This is a genomic window from Rhodococcus sp. BP-261 (genome assembly GCF_019835205.1).
Taxonomy (GTDB): Bacteria; Actinomycetota; Actinomycetes; order Mycobacteriales; family Mycobacteriaceae; genus Rhodococcoides; species Rhodococcoides kyotonensis_B.
Genome location: NZ_JABUCO010000012.1, coordinates 18,916 through 35,894 on the forward strand (window position 1 = coordinate 18,916; position 16,979 = coordinate 35,894).

At 61.5% G+C, this 16,979-nt stretch carries 15 protein-coding genes and 1 pseudogene; 7 read left to right on the forward strand and 9 right to left on the reverse strand.

All coding sequences use genetic code 11. The features are described 5' to 3' along the window. Positions 1-40 precede the first annotated feature (40 nt). Positions 41-658: pseudogene (locus HQ354_RS25915) on the forward strand (MFS transporter); the annotation flags it as partial. On the opposite strand, the gene HQ354_RS14660 reads toward HQ354_RS25915, so the two are convergent. Both HQ354_RS14660 and HQ354_RS14665 read right to left on the reverse strand, forming a co-directional pair. Further along, a complete protein-coding gene (locus tag HQ354_RS14660; protein WP_222635085.1) occupies positions 561-1,895 on the reverse strand; it encodes an MFS transporter in 1,335 nt (444 codons plus the stop codon). The pseudogene HQ354_RS25915 and the gene HQ354_RS14660 sit on opposite strands and share 98 nt — an antisense overlap. A gap of 362 nt (positions 1,896-2,257) precedes the next feature. Then, positions 2,258-2,905, reverse strand: a complete 648-nt coding sequence (locus tag HQ354_RS14665) for a nitrilase-related carbon-nitrogen hydrolase (RefSeq protein ID WP_261768796.1) — start codon at positions 2,903-2,905, stop codon at positions 2,258-2,260. Positions 2,906-3,176: 271 nt separating this feature from the next. Between HQ354_RS14665 and HQ354_RS26025 the strand changes: the two genes are divergently transcribed. Beyond that, a complete protein-coding gene (locus HQ354_RS26025) occupies positions 3,177-3,467 on the forward strand; it encodes a helix-turn-helix transcriptional regulator (protein WP_374107374.1) in 291 nt (96 codons plus the stop codon). Here the strand turns inward: HQ354_RS26025 and HQ354_RS14675 are convergent. Further along, the gene (locus tag HQ354_RS14675) at positions 3,433-4,335 is read right to left on the reverse strand and encodes a LysR family transcriptional regulator (RefSeq protein WP_222635083.1); all 903 of its coding nucleotides are present in this window, start codon (positions 4,333-4,335) and stop codon (positions 3,433-3,435) included. The genes HQ354_RS26025 and HQ354_RS14675 overlap by 35 nt on opposite strands. Positions 4,336-4,474: 139 nt before the next feature. Here HQ354_RS14675 and mdlC point away from each other — a divergent pair, with 139 nt between their 5' ends. From mdlC to HQ354_RS14690, 3 genes are read left to right on the forward strand one after another with little or no spacing between them, the layout of a single operon-like run. Further along, entirely contained in the window at positions 4,475-6,055 is a 1,581-nt protein-coding gene (gene mdlC / locus HQ354_RS14680; RefSeq protein WP_222635082.1) for a benzoylformate decarboxylase, read from the forward strand. Further along, the gene (locus HQ354_RS14685; protein WP_222635081.1) at positions 6,052-7,440 is read left to right on the forward strand and encodes an FAD-binding oxidoreductase; all 1,389 of its coding nucleotides are present in this window, start codon (positions 6,052-6,054) and stop codon (positions 7,438-7,440) included. The genes mdlC and HQ354_RS14685 overlap by 4 nt, the downstream gene beginning before the upstream one ends. Then, on the forward strand, positions 7,440-8,672 hold the full coding sequence (locus HQ354_RS14690) for an alpha-hydroxy acid oxidase (RefSeq protein ID WP_222635080.1): 1,233 nt from the start codon (positions 7,440-7,442) through the stop codon (positions 8,670-8,672). The genes HQ354_RS14685 and HQ354_RS14690 overlap by 1 nt, the downstream gene beginning before the upstream one ends. Positions 8,673-9,137: 465 nt before the next feature. Here the strand turns inward: HQ354_RS14690 and HQ354_RS14695 are convergent, their stop codons facing one another. Together HQ354_RS14695 and HQ354_RS14700 are read right to left on the reverse strand one after the other, a co-directional pair. Beyond that, positions 9,138-9,872: an SDR family NAD(P)-dependent oxidoreductase gene (locus tag HQ354_RS14695; protein ID WP_222635079.1), complete on the reverse strand. Its 735-nt coding sequence runs from the start codon at positions 9,870-9,872 to the stop codon at positions 9,138-9,140. 109 nt (positions 9,873-9,981) lie between these two features. Then, a complete protein-coding gene (locus tag HQ354_RS14700) occupies positions 9,982-10,851 on the reverse strand; it encodes a helix-turn-helix domain-containing protein (protein ID WP_222635078.1) in 870 nt (289 codons plus the stop codon). A 389-nt stretch (positions 10,852-11,240) separates the two neighbouring features. Here HQ354_RS14700 and HQ354_RS14705 point away from each other — a divergent pair, with 389 nt between their 5' ends. Both HQ354_RS14705 and HQ354_RS14710 read left to right on the forward strand, forming a co-directional pair. Beyond that, a complete protein-coding gene (locus HQ354_RS14705) occupies positions 11,241-11,753 on the forward strand; it encodes a 2,4'-dihydroxyacetophenone dioxygenase family protein (protein WP_222635077.1) in 513 nt (170 codons plus the stop codon). A 100-nt stretch (positions 11,754-11,853) separates the two neighbouring features. Then, on the forward strand, positions 11,854-12,894 hold the full coding sequence (locus tag HQ354_RS14710; RefSeq protein ID WP_222635076.1) for a 2,3-butanediol dehydrogenase: 1,041 nt from the start codon (positions 11,854-11,856) through the stop codon (positions 12,892-12,894). Between the two features lie 566 nt (positions 12,895-13,460). On the opposite strand, the gene paaI is transcribed toward HQ354_RS14710, so the two are convergent. From paaI to HQ354_RS14730, 4 genes are all read right to left on the reverse strand, one after another. Next, entirely contained in the window at positions 13,461-13,847 is a 387-nt protein-coding gene (gene paaI, locus HQ354_RS14715; protein WP_222635111.1) for a hydroxyphenylacetyl-CoA thioesterase PaaI, read from the reverse strand. Positions 13,848-13,870: 23 nt separating this feature from the next. Next, positions 13,871-14,182: an EthD family reductase gene (locus HQ354_RS14720; protein ID WP_222635075.1), complete on the reverse strand. Its 312-nt coding sequence runs from the start codon at positions 14,180-14,182 to the stop codon at positions 13,871-13,873. After that, positions 14,179-16,206 carry a phenylacetic acid degradation bifunctional protein PaaZ gene (gene paaZ / locus HQ354_RS14725; RefSeq protein WP_222635074.1) on the reverse strand — a complete coding sequence of 676 codons (2,028 nt, stop codon included), beginning with the start codon at positions 16,204-16,206 and terminating at the stop codon, positions 14,179-14,181. The genes HQ354_RS14720 and paaZ overlap by 4 nt, the downstream gene beginning before the upstream one ends. 87 nt (positions 16,207-16,293) lie before the next feature. After that, on the reverse strand, positions 16,294-16,905 hold the full coding sequence (locus tag HQ354_RS14730) for a TetR/AcrR family transcriptional regulator (RefSeq protein ID WP_222635073.1): 612 nt from the start codon (positions 16,903-16,905) through the stop codon (positions 16,294-16,296). Positions 16,906-16,979 lie beyond the last annotated feature (74 nt).

The following is a 16,979-nucleotide window of genomic DNA, read 5'->3' on the forward strand; positions in this document are numbered from 1 at the left end:
AAGACCGAAATCTCCTATCCGGCTCCGGAACCCACCCAGTGCCATTGTCGGCGGGCTCATCGCGTCACGGGTCGCCGATCGTCGACACCCAAAGAAGATCATCGCGGCGACGTTCGGTCTGGCGACACTGTCTCTGACAGTTCTGACGGCCCAGTTTCCGTTTGCCATGCTGCTGCTCGCTGTGGCCGGCGCGGGAGTGGGCGCCGCCATCGGAACGCAGGTGTTGATCTGCGGATTCGTGTCCAACTACGACCCGACGAAGGCTCGCGCTGTCGGTGTTGCGTGGTGCGCCGGCTTCGGCCGACTCGGAGGAATCTTCGGCACGTTGATCGGTGGATTCCTAGAAGACGCCGGAGTTTCGCCTGCCGTCGCGTTCTACATCTCCACGGGTGTCGCTCTCGTGGGCGCCGTCGTGACGTTCGCAGTTTCCGATCGACGACAGCCGAACTCACGAACAGGTAACGAGAACCGTTCTCCAACGACAGCATTTCACACACGCATCAGCCGAGACGGACTAAGGTCCGGCTCGGCTGATGTGCGGTTCGAGGCCTGCGTGAGGATCAGTCGTGAACGAACGACCTGTCGGGCGCAGAGGGGACGCTCGGGCGAGCGGCGGACTTCTTACGCGGAACCAAGAGTGCCGCAACCGATCCGATGACAGCAATGGCTGCGAAAACGTAGAAGTTGACCTCCACTCCCGCGCCACCCGCCACGATCAGACCGACGAGGCTGGGTCCGGCGATACCGCCGACTCGGCCGATCGACGCCACCCACGCGGTTCCCGCCGCACGACTCGATGCCGGGTAGTGCGCGGCGGCGAACCCGTAGACCAGCACCTGGGCGCCGATGGTTCCTGCGCCGGCGACGAACGTCAGCACGTACAGCAACACCGACGGGACGTCGAGACTGATCAAGACGATCGAGATGGCTGCCGCGCCGAAGGCGCAGGCGGTGACGATCTGTGGTCCGATTCGGTCCGACGCCCGAGAGGCGATGAGCGGCACCACGATTGCGCCGGCATTGAGGACGAGCAGGAAGGTCAACGCCGAGTCGATTCCGAAACCGGACGACTGCATGAGTTTCGGCAACCACGTGTTCAGAGCGTAAGTGAGCAGCAGACCACACGCGCTCAGCAAACCGAGCAACAAGGAGGCAACCCAGGCGTTCCGCGTGAACAACGCCTTGGGGCCGACCTTTTCGCCGAGCGCGGGCGGCTCGGGTCGATCGATCCCCGCCTCTTCGGCGATTCGATTGGCTTCCTCGACGCGCCCCTTGGCCAGTAGCCATGCCGGCGACTCGGGGAGATAACGGATCATGAACGGCACGAAGAAGAACAGGGGAACGAGACCGATCCAGAACATCGCTCGCGCACCGAAGGGGTCGAGCAGCACCAGCGACACCAACGACGCCAACACGCCACCCGCGGGGAAGCCCGCCCAGACACCTGCGCTGTACCGGTGTTCTTTGCCCTTGGGGGCGAACTCGACGGCCAGTGCAGCCGCAAGCGGAATCACGGCGCCCACACCGACGCCGACCATGAAGCGACCGAATCCGAAAACCGTCATGTTCGGAGCAAGAGCGCAGACGCCCATCCAGCCGGAAAACCAACCGGTGGACACGATCGTCAACCACCGGCGACCGATGAGATCCGCCAGCGCACCGGTGATGAGCGAACCGACGAGCATTCCGATCAGACCGTAACTTCCGATCACGCCGGCGTGCGCAGCGTCGAGGTTCCACTGTGGATCGTCGAACATGGCAGGCAGAGCCGCACCGTAGGCGACCATGTCGTATCCCTCGAAAACTACTGTGAGCAAGCACAATACGAGAACGCCGCGGGCGGAAAGACCCGGCCCTCTCGTCTTGGTGACGGCACCGTCGATCGGTGAGTTCATGATGGTCCCATTCTCGATGTATGCGTCCGGGACGACTCGGACGCGTGGGCTGTAGGGCGGCCGATTGCCTTCGACGCACCGCCTCGACGAGCGCTGCTACATACATCGCGGTGCATCGGAGCACAACTCTCCATCATTGTGCGCACCGTCACACGGGGGGAATGCCCAGTATCGACCCCGGGCGTCGTCGATAAGGGGCACTTATCAATCCGACGTGTACGGCGTCGATGCTGGGCCGGCCACCGGGGATCAGACGGTGTCGTCCTCCGAGCTGTCGGTTCGGATGACCGACGCATCCGGTGCGATCGCGGTTGCGTCGTCACCGATGCGTGTGACCCACGGATTGGGTGCCGAGTTGAACATCAGACGGAATACGTCGGGACGGGAGTAGTGCCCGACTGGGCGTACGCGTTCTTGGCGATGTCCAGCATATCGAAATCGAGGTCTGCGTACATGATTCCTTCCTCGGTCTCGTCGAGGGGCTGCGCCAGCGTGCTGCCTTCGGGTCCGTAGATCTGCGTGAACCCTCCGCCCTTCTGCAGCAGTTGCCGCTTGTGCTCGGTGTCGCAGAACAGTTCGAGGCCTGCCTGCCCAACCAACGCGCACGGTGCGAGTACGAAGGTCTGCCCCTCCACTGCGTAGATCAGCGACGCTGCGTTGTTGACCTCGGCACTCAGGGCCTGCGCGGCACCTCGGTAGATGGAGAAGCTCGGCCAGCTCGCGACGTGAATCTGTTCGCTCATGCTGTACATCGCGTACTTGGTGAGAGGTTGTATGTGTTCGGCACAGTTGAGGGCCCCGAGGTTGCCCAGCGACGTCTTGTGCACCCGCACATCGCTCCCGTCGCCCTCGCCGAAAATGCTCCGCTCCACGTGCGTCGGCTTCAATTTGCGTCGCACGGCGATCACGTCACCGCCGTCGTCGATGATCGCCTGCGACATGAACAGGCTGCCGTTCGCCTTCTCGCTGAATTTGCACGAGACCGTGCTGCAGTTCCCACGATCGCTCATCGGCCACGGTGAAGCAGATTCGAAGCGTTTGTGTGCGCGTCTGATCCCGGATTCGACACAGTTGCGTGTCATCACCGCGATGACGAACGAACTGACCCGTGGAGCAACCGGGGACGTTTCTCCTGCGATCCAATGGTCGCTGATGGAATTGATCCGTGAGGTGTTCAGTCACGACCGCATGCCGACCGCCCCGGGACGTGACACTCGATTCGCATCGTTCGCGAAATTCGTTGCGGACAATCTGGTCGACCACCGGTTGACCCCGGAGTTCATGGCCACGACGTTCGGCGTTTCGTTGCGGTACGTGTACTCGGTATTCGCCGAGAACGGTGCCTCACCGGCGACGTACATACGGAACGCACGACTCGAGTTGGCTCGCACGAGGCTGTCGCAACCGTCCTCGGGGCAGGACACGATCGCATCGATCGCTCACCGTTGCGGCTTCCAGGACTCTGCGACGTTCACCCGCGCGTATCGCCGTCGATTCGATTGCAGCCCACGTCAAGACGTGATGAGGCTGGCTGGAGTCAGTTCGCGGGTTGTCCGAGAGAATTGCAGATGACTTCTCGGAACCACTCGGCGGACGGCGACGGGAGCAACCGGCGATGGGTGTAGAGAGAGATTTCGACGGACCGCACGTCGAACGGCAACGGGAACACCCGCACGTTTGCCAATCGGCAGAACCACCCCGAAACCGATTGCGGAACGACGGCGACGAGGTCGCTCCGTTCCACGATGCGCGGTAGAGCGGAGAAGTGAGGCACCTGCAGGGCGATGTCGCGAGGCAGGCCGAAATCCGCCAGCGCGCGATCGACCTCCACGTGACCGCTACTGTCCGTTACAGCGACATGTCGCGCAGCGGAGAACTCGACCATGCTCGGCGGATCACCGAAGCCCTCATGCTCGGCCGCGCACAAACCGACGTACTCGTCCCGCAGCAACACGTCGCGGCGCAGATCCGGAGCAGTTACACGCGGAGTGAAAATCGCAGCGTCGGCATGATTTTGACGCAGATCGGACTCGACCGTCGCGAAGTCCAAGGGGGCGACTTCCAGTCGCACGGCGGGTGCCACGTGGCGTAGGCGTTCGACGATCGCGGGGAGAAACGCGACTTCACCGAGATCCGTTGCGAGTAGACGAAATGCTCGCGTCGAGGTCGCAGGATCGAACGTCGATACAGCTCGTGACGCCGAGTCGATCACCTCGAGTGCCTGCTGAAAGTCCGGATAGAGTCGCGTCGCGACCTGTGTCGGCTCCAGCCCGGAAGGCGATCGCTCGAACAAGTCGTCTGCGAAGTGTTTTCGCAGACGTTTCAAACCGTGGCTGACCGATGGCTGGGTCACAGACAGTACTCCTGCGGCCGCAGTGACGCTCCTGGTCTGATACAGCAGCACGAACGTGCGTATGAGATTCAAGTCGATATCGGCCATACCGAATCATAGACTGTGTCTATGTGGACATAGCGATCATTCATTGGATTTACGTTGGGCGTCTCGTTAGCGTTGCGCAAACGGCATCGAGGATCACACTCGACCCCTCGACCACCCATCCGGCGACCTGAGGAGCATGATGGCTACCGTCAGCGAACTGACGTACGACCTACTTCGCGCACGCGGATTGACCACCATTTTCGGCAATCCGGGCTCGAACGAACTTCCGTTCCTGTCGGGAATGCCATCCGACTTCCGCTATGTGCTCGGCCTTCACGAAGGCGTCGTGATGGGTATGGCCGACGGCTTCGCCCTCGCCTCGGGTGGAGCCGCTCTCATCAACCTGCACGCCGCTTCAGGGTCCGGAAATGCCATGGGCGCGTTGACCAACGCGATCTATTCACACAGTCCGCTCGTCGTGACGGCCGGGCAACAAGTTCGGTCGACGATCGGACAGGAAGTGATGTTGGCGAATGTCGATGCCGGCACGCTTCCGAAGCCGTTGGTCAAATGGAGCGCCGAACCGTCGTGCCCGGAAGATGTGCCTCGTGTGATGAGCCAGGCCATACACACTGCACTCCTGCCCGCCAGAGGCCCGGTGTACGTCTCGGTCCCCTACGACGACTGGGCGCACGAGGCTCCCGAAAGTGCAGCTCACGTCGTTTCGCGCTCCGCCGAGGCAGCGAACGAAATCGGCGCGGAACAGCTCGTCCGGCTGGCCGCGCGAATCGATGCATCGAGAAACCCGGTGTTGGTGCTGGGTCCTGCGGTGGACGCAGAGCAAGCGAACACAGATACCGTGGCATTGGCCGAGAAGCTCGGCGCGCCGGTGTGGATCGCACCGTCGCCGTCCCGGTGCCCGTTCCCCACGAGACACCCTGCGTTCCGTGGTGTCCTGCCAGCGGGAATCGGTGAACTGTCGCGCACTGTGGCAGAACACGACTTGATCGTAGTCATCGGCGCTCCGGTATTCCGCTACCACCAGTACATTCCGGGCAACTATCTACCCGAGGGCGCCGAGCTGATTCATATCACCGACGACCCGGGCGAAGCCGCTCGCGCACCGATGGGAGACGCGTTCGTTGCTCCGATCCTGTCCACGGTGAAGCACCTCGCCGACCGAGTTGCGCAACGCGACCGACAATTCGAAGCGGTCACCCCCTTCCCTACACCCTCCACCGGCGTCGGCGCGATGAGTCCCGATGAGCTGTTCGCTACCATCCGCGAATCCGCGCCGAAAGATACTGTGTACGTGAACGAATCGACGTCCACCTCGGCTGCCTTCTGGTCGCAGATGGACTTGACCGAGCAGGGCAGCTACTACTTCCCAGCCTCCGGTGGACTGGGATTCGGACTGCCGGCGGCGGTCGGAGTGGCTCTTGCTCACGAGCGCCCGGTCGTTGCCCTGGTCGGTGACGGCTCCGCGAACTACGGCATTACGGCGCTCTGGAGCGCCGCGCAGTACGAGATCCCCGTCGTGTTCGTCATACTCAAGAACGGAACGTACGGCGCGCTGCGAGGTTTCGGCGCTCTCCTCCGAACCGGCGAAACCCCAGGGTTGGACGTGCCGGGGATCGATTTCGTGAAAATTGCAGAGGGATACGGCCTTCCGGCGATATCGGTCAACTCTCGCGAGCAGTTCACTGCCGCTTTCGAATCCGCTCTCTCCGATCGTGCTCCTGTCCTCATCGAGGTCACGACCTCGTTCGAGCAACCATGACCTACGTGAAAGCGGCGACCTCGGCAGACCTGGATCGACTCCGGTCAGCTCTCCCCGACGGCGTGGTGGTCACCGACCCGAGCACGATCGACGGCTACCGTGCCGACAGTGCCGATCTGATTCGGCCGGGCACGCCGTTGGCCCTGGTTCGTCCACGAACCGTCGAGGAAGTGTCTGTGGTGCTGCGGTGGGCGACGGCGCATGCGACGCCCGTCGTACCTCGAGGCGCGGGGACCGGATTGTCCGGTGGCGCCGCTGCGCTCGACGGGGCGTTGATCGTCAGCCTCGAGAAGATGACCGCCATTCGCGAGATCGACCCACTCGATCAGACGGTGGTCGTCGAGGCCGGTGTGGTGAACGCCGATGTCGGTCGGGCGGCGGCGCCCCATGGCCTGTTCTACCCACCCGACCCCGGAAGTTTCGAAGTGTCGACGATCGGTGGAAACCTCGCGACGAACGCGGGCGGAATGCGGTGCGTCAAGTATGGCGTGACTCGCAACTCGGTTCTCGGTCTCGAGGTAGTTCTGCCGGACGGCCGAATTCTGCACACCGGAAGTAGAACGGTCAAGAACGTCGCCGGTCTCGATCTGACGCACCTCTTCATCGGGTCCGAGGGCGGGCTGGGCATCATCACAGCGGCCACGCTGCGATTGCGGCCCCTGCCCGTCTCGACCGCGACGTTCGTCGCTTCGTTCGCAGACCTCGGCATCGGAGGGGAGGCGATGAACGCGGTCTTCGCAAGCGGCGCGGCGCCCAGCATGTTCGAAATCATGGACAACGCAACGATCAACGCGGTCGAGGACTATCGGCGCATGGATCTGGACCGTTCCGCCGAGTTGCTCGTGGTCGGACAGACCGACGGGGTGGACGCACTCGCGGCAGGAGAGGCGATCGTCGCCTCTCTGTCCGCGGCGGGGGCCGACGTCGCGGTCGCAACCGACGATCCGATCGAGTCGGAGATGCTCGTACAAGCTCGTCGGCTCGCCGGCTGGGCCACCATGGAACAGGGGCCCTCCATCATCGAGGACGTCGGCGTACCGCGGGCCCGACTGGCCCCATTGCTGGGCCGCATCCGAACGATCGCACAGGATACCGGAATTCGCATTGCGACTGTCGGGCACGCCGGTGATGGAAACGTGCATCCCATCCTCATGCTCACGGACCTCTCCGACGACGACGAGCGCGGACGTGCGGAAGATGCCGTCGAACGCATTTGTGCGGCGGCACTCGATCTCGGCGGGACGATCACCGGCGAGCACGGGGTCGGAGAACTCAAACTGCCCTGGCTGGAACGACAGGTCGGAAGCACCTCTCTCGATATTCAACACAAGATCAAGGAGGCCATCGATCCTATGTCGATCATGAACCCGGGACGGGGAATCTGATGGAGCGACCGTACAAGATCAAGCGTCGGGTGCCGGTCGTCTCGGAGGTGCGCGAACTGGTCAAGCTGCGCCGTCCGCACCTGCACGTGAATCAGGCGAGGCTCGACCGCGCACTGACGATCTGGGACATTCGGGAGATCGCTCGAAAACGAACCCCGGCAGTCGCTTTCGACTACACCGACGGCGCGGCCGAACAGGAAATCGGTATCAGGCGCGCGCGTTCCATGTACGAGAACGTCGAATTCGTTCCGCATGTGCTGCGCGACGTGTCCACCGTGGATCTGCGAACCGACGTCGGCGGATTCACGGCCGACCTCCCCTTCGGCATCGCACCCACCGGGCTGACGCGGCTGATGCATCATGTCGGCGAGTACGCGGGCGTCACCGTCGCGTCGCGAAGTGGCATTCCGTTCACACTATCCACCATGGGAACCGTGTCGATGGAAGAAGTTCGGGACACTGCCCCGAACGCGGAGCGTTGGTTCCAGCTGTACCTGTGGAAGGAACGCGACAAGTCCGCAGCGCTCATCGAACGCGCATGGAACGCGGGTTACCGCACCCTGGTGTTGACGGTGGACACCGCAGTCGGCGGCGCCCGTCTGCGCGATGTGCGCAACGGGATGACGTTACCGCCCGCGTTCGGCCTGAAGTCCGTCGTGAACGTCGCGAGCAGGCCTGCATGGTTGTACAACCTCCTCACGACCGATCCCCTGTCGTTCGCCTCCCTGAGCAAGTATCCAGGTGCGGTGTCCGAGCTGATCAACGACATGTTCGATCCCACAGTGTCTTTCAAGGATCTGGAATGGCTGCGCGCAGACTGGAAGGGACGCTTGGTCGTGAAAGGCATCCAATCCGTCGACGATGCAGTGCGCGCCGTGGAACTCGGCGCTGACGCAGTGCAGCTGTCGAGCCACGGTGGACGCCAGCTGGACCGGGGACCTGCACCTCTGCAGCTCGTCCCGTCTGTGAAGAAGGCCTTGGCGGGCTCGAACGCCGAGGTGTACGTAGACAGCGGCATCGTGTCCGGGAGCGACATCGTCGCCGCGCACGCTGCCGGTGCCGACTTCGCGTTCATCGGTCGCGCCTACCTCTACGGACTGATGGCGGGAGGCGAAGCCGGCGTTCAGCGCGTCGTGGACATCCTGCGTTCGGACATCACGAGAACCCTTCAACTGCTGGGGGTTCCGACGATAAGCGACCTGAGTTCGGACTACGTCCGCCTGCCCGGCTGACACCGAATCCGAGGTTTCGACACCGTCCATTTTCTCGCGTCGGCTAGACCGTTGTCCGGGCGCCATGACCCGCATGTGCGGGTCATGGCTCGCGAGGACGGCGAGTTCGCGATGGAGGGTTAGTCCGATTCGGTCGCAGAACTGCTGGGTTTTGGCTGCAGCATCAGGGCATTCGAGAATGATGCTGCCGGCGATGCCGGCGTCGAGTAGGTCACGTGAGCGCACCCCTTGTTTCGCGGCCACATCGGGAGCGCGTTCCATCGTGTACGGACGATGGCGCTCGCTCCTTCGGGGGGCAGGGGTGAGAGCCAGGCATGCTGCACAATCGGCAACACCGGAACTGCACCGCACTGCACGCCACATGAGAGAGCGATGGGTGCACTCCTTCCAGACCTCTCGACGTCGGTCACTGCAGAAGTGCATTGCCATTCTGCATAGGAACTCGCAGATACGCGACGTTCGGCGTCAAATGCCGGCCACCAAGTAACCGCCGTCGACCGGCAATACAACCCCAGTAATGAAAGACGCCGCGTCTGAGGCCAGAAATGCGGTTACCTCTGCTATTTCTCGTGGATTTCCGTACCTACCCATTGGAGTTCGAGAAAGAATGCGCTCATTCAGAGCTTCGTCCTCTTTTAGAGGCGTCAATAACGGTGTGTCGATCCACCCCGGCGCTATAGCATTGACGCGAATCTGGTCAGGAGCGTAAGCCTCGGCAAGGGAACGCGTCAGCTGTACGATGCCACCCTTCGCAGCGGAGTATGCTGCTCGAGTTCCGCCGCCGAAGAACGAAAACATCGAAGCAACCGTAATGATGGATCCGTTACTTCTCGCCAACAGCTCGTGTCCGAGCTGAATAGTCCTGTAGACGCTCGAAAGTTGGATTGAGAGAACTCGGTTGAACGACTCCCATTCGAGTTCACGACTACCGAGGGTTATTCCCGCCGCGGGCATCAAGATGTCAAGCGAATCGATTTCCGAATACAGCGACTGCAGCTGATTGTCGTCAGTGACATCCACCTCACGAGTGACCATGTCGAGATGATCCGGCACCTGCACTTCGTCAGAACCTAGCCCGACAGCGTAAACCTTTGCCCCCAACTCCGCCAAGTAGCGCGCTGTTTCAGCACCCAGTCCAGACGTTCCGCCAGTCACAACCGCCGTCTTACCTGCAAAGAGATTTGAGGAAAATGTCGACATACTATGGGGTCCTTTCCTGCAATCGGTCTATTCCTTTCGAACGTGAAGTATGCGGCACAACATCGCAACATGACTGAAACCCCGGCACGTTGTTCAATCTTCGAACGCGCTATCCGTCGATCTTGTACTGCCGAATCCTCTGATATAAGGTCCCACGCGAAATCCCGAGGACTTCTGCAGCCTTCGATTTGTTTCCTTGACACTCCCGGAGCACCGACCGGACGAGGTCCGCTTCGACGCGCCGGAGTCGGCCGCTGCCGTTTTCGCAGACTTCTCCGGGAGTAGCTGGGTCTTCGACAGCTCGGCTCAGGTCGACTGACGGATGGAGTACCAGGACGACACCGTCTGACAGTGAACGGGCGGCCACCGGATACAGATCCACCGTCAAGCCACCTTCCAAAGTTATTCGACGTGTCTGTGGTCCGGCATCCAGGACTGCAGACCACAAACGGACTCGATCCAATTGCAGGACCGCGCTCCTGTCGTCGGTCAACATCATCGTTCTGTTCAACGCGATAACAGGCTGCCTCGTGGCTCGCCGCACCCTGAGGCAAGCATCTACCAGACGGTGCTCCCGGGGACTGGCATTTTCGCGCAGAGCAGTCCCGATACCGTCCGTCAGCGACCTCAGGGCAACCGCCAGAAAATGGTTCGAATCCTCGACACGACAGGCCAAGTTCACCAGCCCCATGAATTCACCCGTGATGGGGTGCGTTACGGGTGCGGCAAAGCACGCCCACATATGCCAAGCCTGCTTGTAGTGTTCGTCGCCGATCACATGGACCGGTCGACGATCGGCGATTGCCAAACCGATACCGTTCGTGCCAGCAACGGGCTCAGCAAGCTGCGAACCCAACTCGAATTCGGAACGGTCGAGAAGCGCAGTGACAGCCGATTCGGATTCCCACCGCCAGATGATTGCGCCACACGGATCGGCTAGCGCCAAGGACGTCGACGTTCCTTCCAGCAAATCGGTCATCGACGAAAGCACCGGAACCCCGGCAGCAGCAAAACTCGACTCGAAGTCGGCGTCGGCATGTAAAACGTCGAGTCGCTCCGACTGGACACCACTGAGCTCGGATCGCCTCCACGATTCGAGTATGTCGGCGCGTACGGACGGACCTTCTGAGCCCGCGTGGCTGTATGGCAAATCGCCTCCTCGCCCAAGTTCTTCCTGAATGCTATCGGTAGAACGCACGGCTCAGTGATCGCGCCCCATTGTGTTCAAACGTTGAACACATCTCGCACGAATTGAGTGGGCGCACAGAGATGTGCGTCACCATGATTTGGGTCGACGAGGGAGATAGCCCTCACCGTCGACACAAGCCCCGTCAGCCCAGAACCGCACCCCCAACGTTAGGAACGTCCATGACATCAATTTCTACAAGCACGAGCAACCTCAGCGACCTCGATCGCGCTGAACTCGACGTGGTGGAACGCTACGCCGCGGAAGATCGGTATCTCTCAGGCGACGAGGTTCCCTGGTTCCCGTGGGTTGGTGCCCTCGAGCTCAAGATGATGCGTGCCGACAACCGGAGCGGAACTTTCGTCGTCGGCCTGCGGTCATCCGAAGATGCCCAACTCGGAAAACACCGACACCGCGGCGCCGTGACAGCAGTGACGACCAAAGGCAAGTGGCACTACTTCGAATACGACTGGTTTGCAGAGCCCGGGGACTACGTACGCGAGAATCCGGGAACCATCCACACTCTGCATCTCTACCCGAACACCGAGATTTATTTCACAATCGAAGGATCGATTGAATTTTTGAACGATGACGACACACTGAACAACACAATGGACATCTGGAGCTTTGTGCACCTTTACGAACAGTATTGCCTCAACAATGACATAGCTTTGAACACCCGAATCTTCTATTAAGCCGATGCGGGCCCGACGCCCGCAATTCCAATCCAAGGTAGCTCTGATGCCCACTGGTGAGCATCAGAGCTACCCTGGCCGAATCAGAACAGGAACTGACATGCGTGGCGCAGTGTACTACGCCCCCGGGGACATAAGGATCGAATCGATCGCCGATGTGGAACCGTCCCACGGGCAGGTCAAACTAAGGGTGGCGCACAATGGGGTGTGTGGATCGGACTTGCACGAGTATTTTTCCGGTCAGACGTTCATTCCCTCGGAACCGCATCCACTGACCGGCCAGATGGCCCCGATCGTACTTGGTCACGAGTTCTCAGGAACCGTCGTGGCGGTGGGCGACGGGGTGGACATCAACATTGGAGCAAGGGTCGCAGTTCGTCCTACCCTTACGTGTGGGCAGTGCCCAGCCTGCACGGCTGGAGTATCGAACGTTTGCCGCAAACTAGCGTTTCATGGCCTCAGTGCCGCGACGGGCGGACTCTCCGAGTACAGCGTCGTAGATGCAAACGCGATACATGTGCTACCCGAGACGGTTTCCCTGGAGATGGGCGCCTTGGTCGAGCCAATGGCTGTGTCGTACCACGCGGTTACGCGCAGCGGTGTGAAGCCAGGCGACGTTGCCGTGATATCCGGGTTGGGCCCGATCGGCATCGGATTGTGGTTCGCGCTGCGTGACCGGGGAATACACGATGTAATCGTCAGCGACCCCTCTGATGTACGTCGACGAGCACTGAAGAAGCTGGGTGCCGAACATGTGGTCAATCCGCGCCATGACAATATCGGCGACATCGCACGAGACCTCAGCTCAGGAACAGGTGCGTCGGCCGTATTCGACGCCGCCGGAGTCGGCGCCGCAATCACCTCAGGCGTCGCGGCGCTGAGGCCACACGGCAAAGTCGTCGTTGTCGGGATCCATGAACAGCCGATGTCGCTGAACCCAACCAGCTTGTTGTTGAGCGAAACCGAAATCATCGGATCCATCGTCTATTCGGACGACGACTACTCGAAAGTGATTGCTGCCATGGCGGCAGGGAGCTACACGGCTGACGGTTGGGTAGAACATGCTCCACTGGACAGCCTCGTCGATATCTATCACGAACTAAGGCAGGGAAATAAACTCAAAGTACTTATCGACGTATAGAAAGGCCGTTTTCGCTGCGGCTACCAGCAGAAATACAATATGCTGGTAGCCGCATCCATGCTTATCCAATCAGTCCCCTCACTGCTGGCCAAGACAATTGAACGAATGGTTGCTGCTTCGCGTACGGCCGTTTCTTATATTCGAGTGTTCTAAGTGGCCCTCAACTTGGAAAGACCTCGCCCCGAGAGCAGTTTCCAGATTTACGCCGCGACCAATCGTTCCGATGAGTACAGCTGCTCGAGAAGAATGAGTTCAACCCGAGAAGCTTCGACTGGCCATGCCGAGCGAGGCGCGGCGAGAGACCGAATGTCTGCCGCTCGCAGTCGAGGAGGCCATCGAAGGTGGCACAGACAATCTGGCTAAGCCGTACACACTCCCATTCGCACTTCCTGACGGAATACCGACTCGTGCCCCAGCGGGTTCGAGCGGTCTCGCATGCCGGCGGATTCTGGGACTCGACGCCGGAAGCCGTCACGAACACATTCGTCCCTACGACGCGAAGAGTCCAACTTCACCAACGCCGTTCTAGTGATTCCGACGGCTACGAGCCCAGGTGCGGAGCGAAACTATCCTTCACCGTTTTGCCATCCGGGGATCCGGCGGCTGTCGCCGCGAAACTCCGCGACGACACGGTCACCGCTCGAGACCGTGACGTCGTAGATTCCATTACGCCCGAATGCCGCTCGCTCGACGGCGTGGGCGACGAGTACATCGCCCGACCGAGTGGGGCGTAAATAGCGAATGTCGCAGCGGGCCGCAACAGCCGCGTCGTCACGACTGTTGCAGGCCATCGCGAATGTCGTATCGGCCAAGAGGAACACGTAACCGCCGTGTGTGATCCCGTGCCCGTTCACCATGTCCTCGGTGACCGCCATGGCCATCTTGGCGGTACCGGGACCCAGCTTGAGCAGTTCGATACCCAATTTGCGTGACGCGGCATCCGCCGCGAACATCTCGAGCGCGATACGGTGCGACGTCACTGCACTTCGACCTCTTCTTGGACGAACATCGTGACTCCGCCGGTGGCGAAATTGCGCACGTCCTTGCCTGCCGCTCGCATTTCGGGCGAGGCGAGCCCGGAATCGAGCGAATCCCGGTCGGCGAAATACAGATTCGCCACGGCGTAATACGGCGGCTCGGAACCGTCCAGCGAACTTACTTTGCCCCACGTGAAGCGAGTCAGTCCGGGGACTTCCTTGGCCAGCGGGATATGGACTCTCGTGTAGTAGTCATCGAAAGCCATTGCTTCGACGGGTTTTCCGTAACACACCGCGACTCGGAAGCTCATGAGTGCACCTCGGGCTTGGAGACGAGAGTGAGAACGTCGTAGGTGGCAACGGGGTCTCCGTCCTGGTTGGCGACGACTGCATCCCAACGGACCTCGCCGTAATCCGCGCTCTGGCGGGGTGTGATGAGCTTGGCGGTCAGCGTGACGGTCAACGAGTCCTCTGCCTTGACGGGAGTCAGAAATCGCAGGTTGTCGACGCCGAAGTTCGCGAGGACCGGGCCCGGAGCTGGGTCGACGAACAAGCCGGCAGCGAGGGAAACGACCAGATAACCGTGCGCGACGATGCCGCCGAACAATGGATTGGCTGCTGCCGCTTCGGGATCGGTGTGCGCGTAGAACGTGTCACCGGTGAATTCGGCAAAGTGGTCGATGTCGGCGTGCGTCACCTTGCGCGGACCACCGACAATGGTGTCGCCAAGTTCCAACTGCCCGAGGTCCTTACGGAACGGATGCACCTCGCCGACGTTTCGTGCAGATCCGGCCACCCACTTGTTGCCGACCGCCGTGAGGATGTCTGGCGTGCCTTGGATTGCCGTGCGCTGCATGTGATGTAGTACGCCTCGCATACCGCCGAGTTCTTCACCTCCGCCTGCACGTCCAGGGCCGCCGTGCACGAGAACCGGGAGCGGCGAACCATGCCCCGTCGACTCCTTGGCATTCTCGCTGTTGAGCACCAGGATTCGGCCATGGAAGGGCGCCGACCCGAGGACGATGTCGCGGGCGATGCCCGCATCCTTGGTGACGAGCGACGCGACCAACGAGCCTTTGCCGCGTGCAACGAGATCGAGGAGGTCTTCGGTGTCCTCATAGCCGATAACCGTCGAGACCGGTCCGAACGCCTCGATCTCGTGCGGTTCGGGCGCCGTCTTGTCCCCCGCCTTCAGCAGGATCGGACCCAGGAAGGCACCTACGCGAGAATCGACGCTCTCCGGGTCGCCGTAGACCACCTTGGCCGACTTGGTCAGGCCCCGGATCGATTTCAATACCTCGTCGCGCTGGTCGACACTGGCGAGCGCACCCATAGTGACGCCTTCGTCGCGCGGGTCACCGACGACGACTCTGTCGAGCCGCGTCTTCAACGCTTCGATGACGGGCTCGACCTGATTCTGCGGTACCAGAACTCGACGGATCGCGGTGCACTTCTGTCCTGCCTTCACCGTCATCTCGGCGAAGACACCCTTGACGAACAGATCGAACTCGGGGTCGTCCTGCGTCACATCGGCGGCGAGGATCGACGCATTCAGCGAGTCTGCCTCCGCGGTGAAGTGCACGCCCTCGCCGACGACGTTCGGGTGTGCCCGCAGCGCTGCCGCAGTATCGGCCGATCCGGTGAACGCCACCGAGTCCTGGCCACCGAGGTGGTCGATGATTCCGCGCGCACTACCGCACAGCAGCTGCACCGATCCTTCGGGGAGAATCCCGCTTTCGATGATGCGGCGGAACACCAACTCGGTGAGATAGGCCGTTTGACTCGCGGGTTTCACGATCGTGGGAACGCCGGCGATAAAGGCGGGTGCGAGCTTCTCGAGGAACCCCCACACAGGGAAATTGAACGCATTGATCTGCACTGCGACGCCGCGCCGGGAGGTGTAGATGTGCTGGCCGAGGAACGTGCCCTTCTTTCCCAACTGCTCGACCGCGCCGTCGAGAAAGACGGTGTCGTTGGGAAGTTCCCGCCGAGCCTTGCTTGCATAGCTGAGCATCGTGCCTATGCCGCCGTCGATGTCGACGCCCGAGTCGCGCTTCGTCGCGCCGGTCAGCGTCGACATCTCGTAGAACTCGTCTTTGCCTGCCATCAGCGTCAACCCGAGCTGCTTGAGTAGCGCGGCCCGTTCGTGGAACGTCAGCGCGCGCAGAGCAGTCCCTCCGACCGTGCGCGCGTAGTCGATCATGCCGGCGACATCGAGGCCGGTCGACGAAATTCGCGCCACTTCGATGCCGTCGATCGCGCTGAGCAACGGAGTTCCATCGTCGCTCGCGGCGAACCATCGTCCTTGGGCGTAGCTTTCCAACAATGTGCTCACAGCATCTCCGTATCACCGTACGTTCGGTCGGTAAATACCTTCGCGCTCGGCTGGACGGATGTCAAGGCTGGGCCGTTCGAGTGCTGCTCAGGCCTGCCGCAGGCCGTCGAACGTCAAGGCGACGACGGCGTCGGCGAGATCCCCGACGGATCCGCCTGTGCGCGGCCGATACCACTCGATGAGCGAGTTGACGGTTCCGAACAGCAGACGGGCAACCAGGGCAGGGTCGATGTCGGCGCGTAGATCGCCCTCCTTCGCGGCGGCGACGACCAGGCCCGAGACGAAGGAATCGAACTCGCGGCGCCGAGTCAGCGCCCGTCGTTCGACATCAGTGTTTCCTCGCACGCGCAGAAGCAACGTGACATAGGGCAACTCGGCGACGAGGATCTCGACGCTCCGTCTCACCAGGTATTCGAGACGATCGATATATCGACCTTGCGCGGCCTTGTCCTCGGTCGTCACAGCGAACAGCGCATTGAGCGCTCGCGCCAAAGCCAGTTCCAACAGCTCCGACTTACCCGATACGTGGTGATAGATCGAGGACTTCGTGATGCCGAGCCTCTTTGCCAGTACCTCCATCGACGTGCCGTCGTAACCCTTGTCGTTGAAGACCTTCACGGCCACGGCCAGAAGGGAATCGAGGTCGTACCCGGGCCGCCCAGGCAGTCCGGTTCTACGTGGGGCACGTGCGGTTGTCATGCGTTCCATCCTCCCAGGCGCGGACACAGAAGGCGGCTTCGAGGCAATCAACCCTTGCGCGACGACCGAATGTT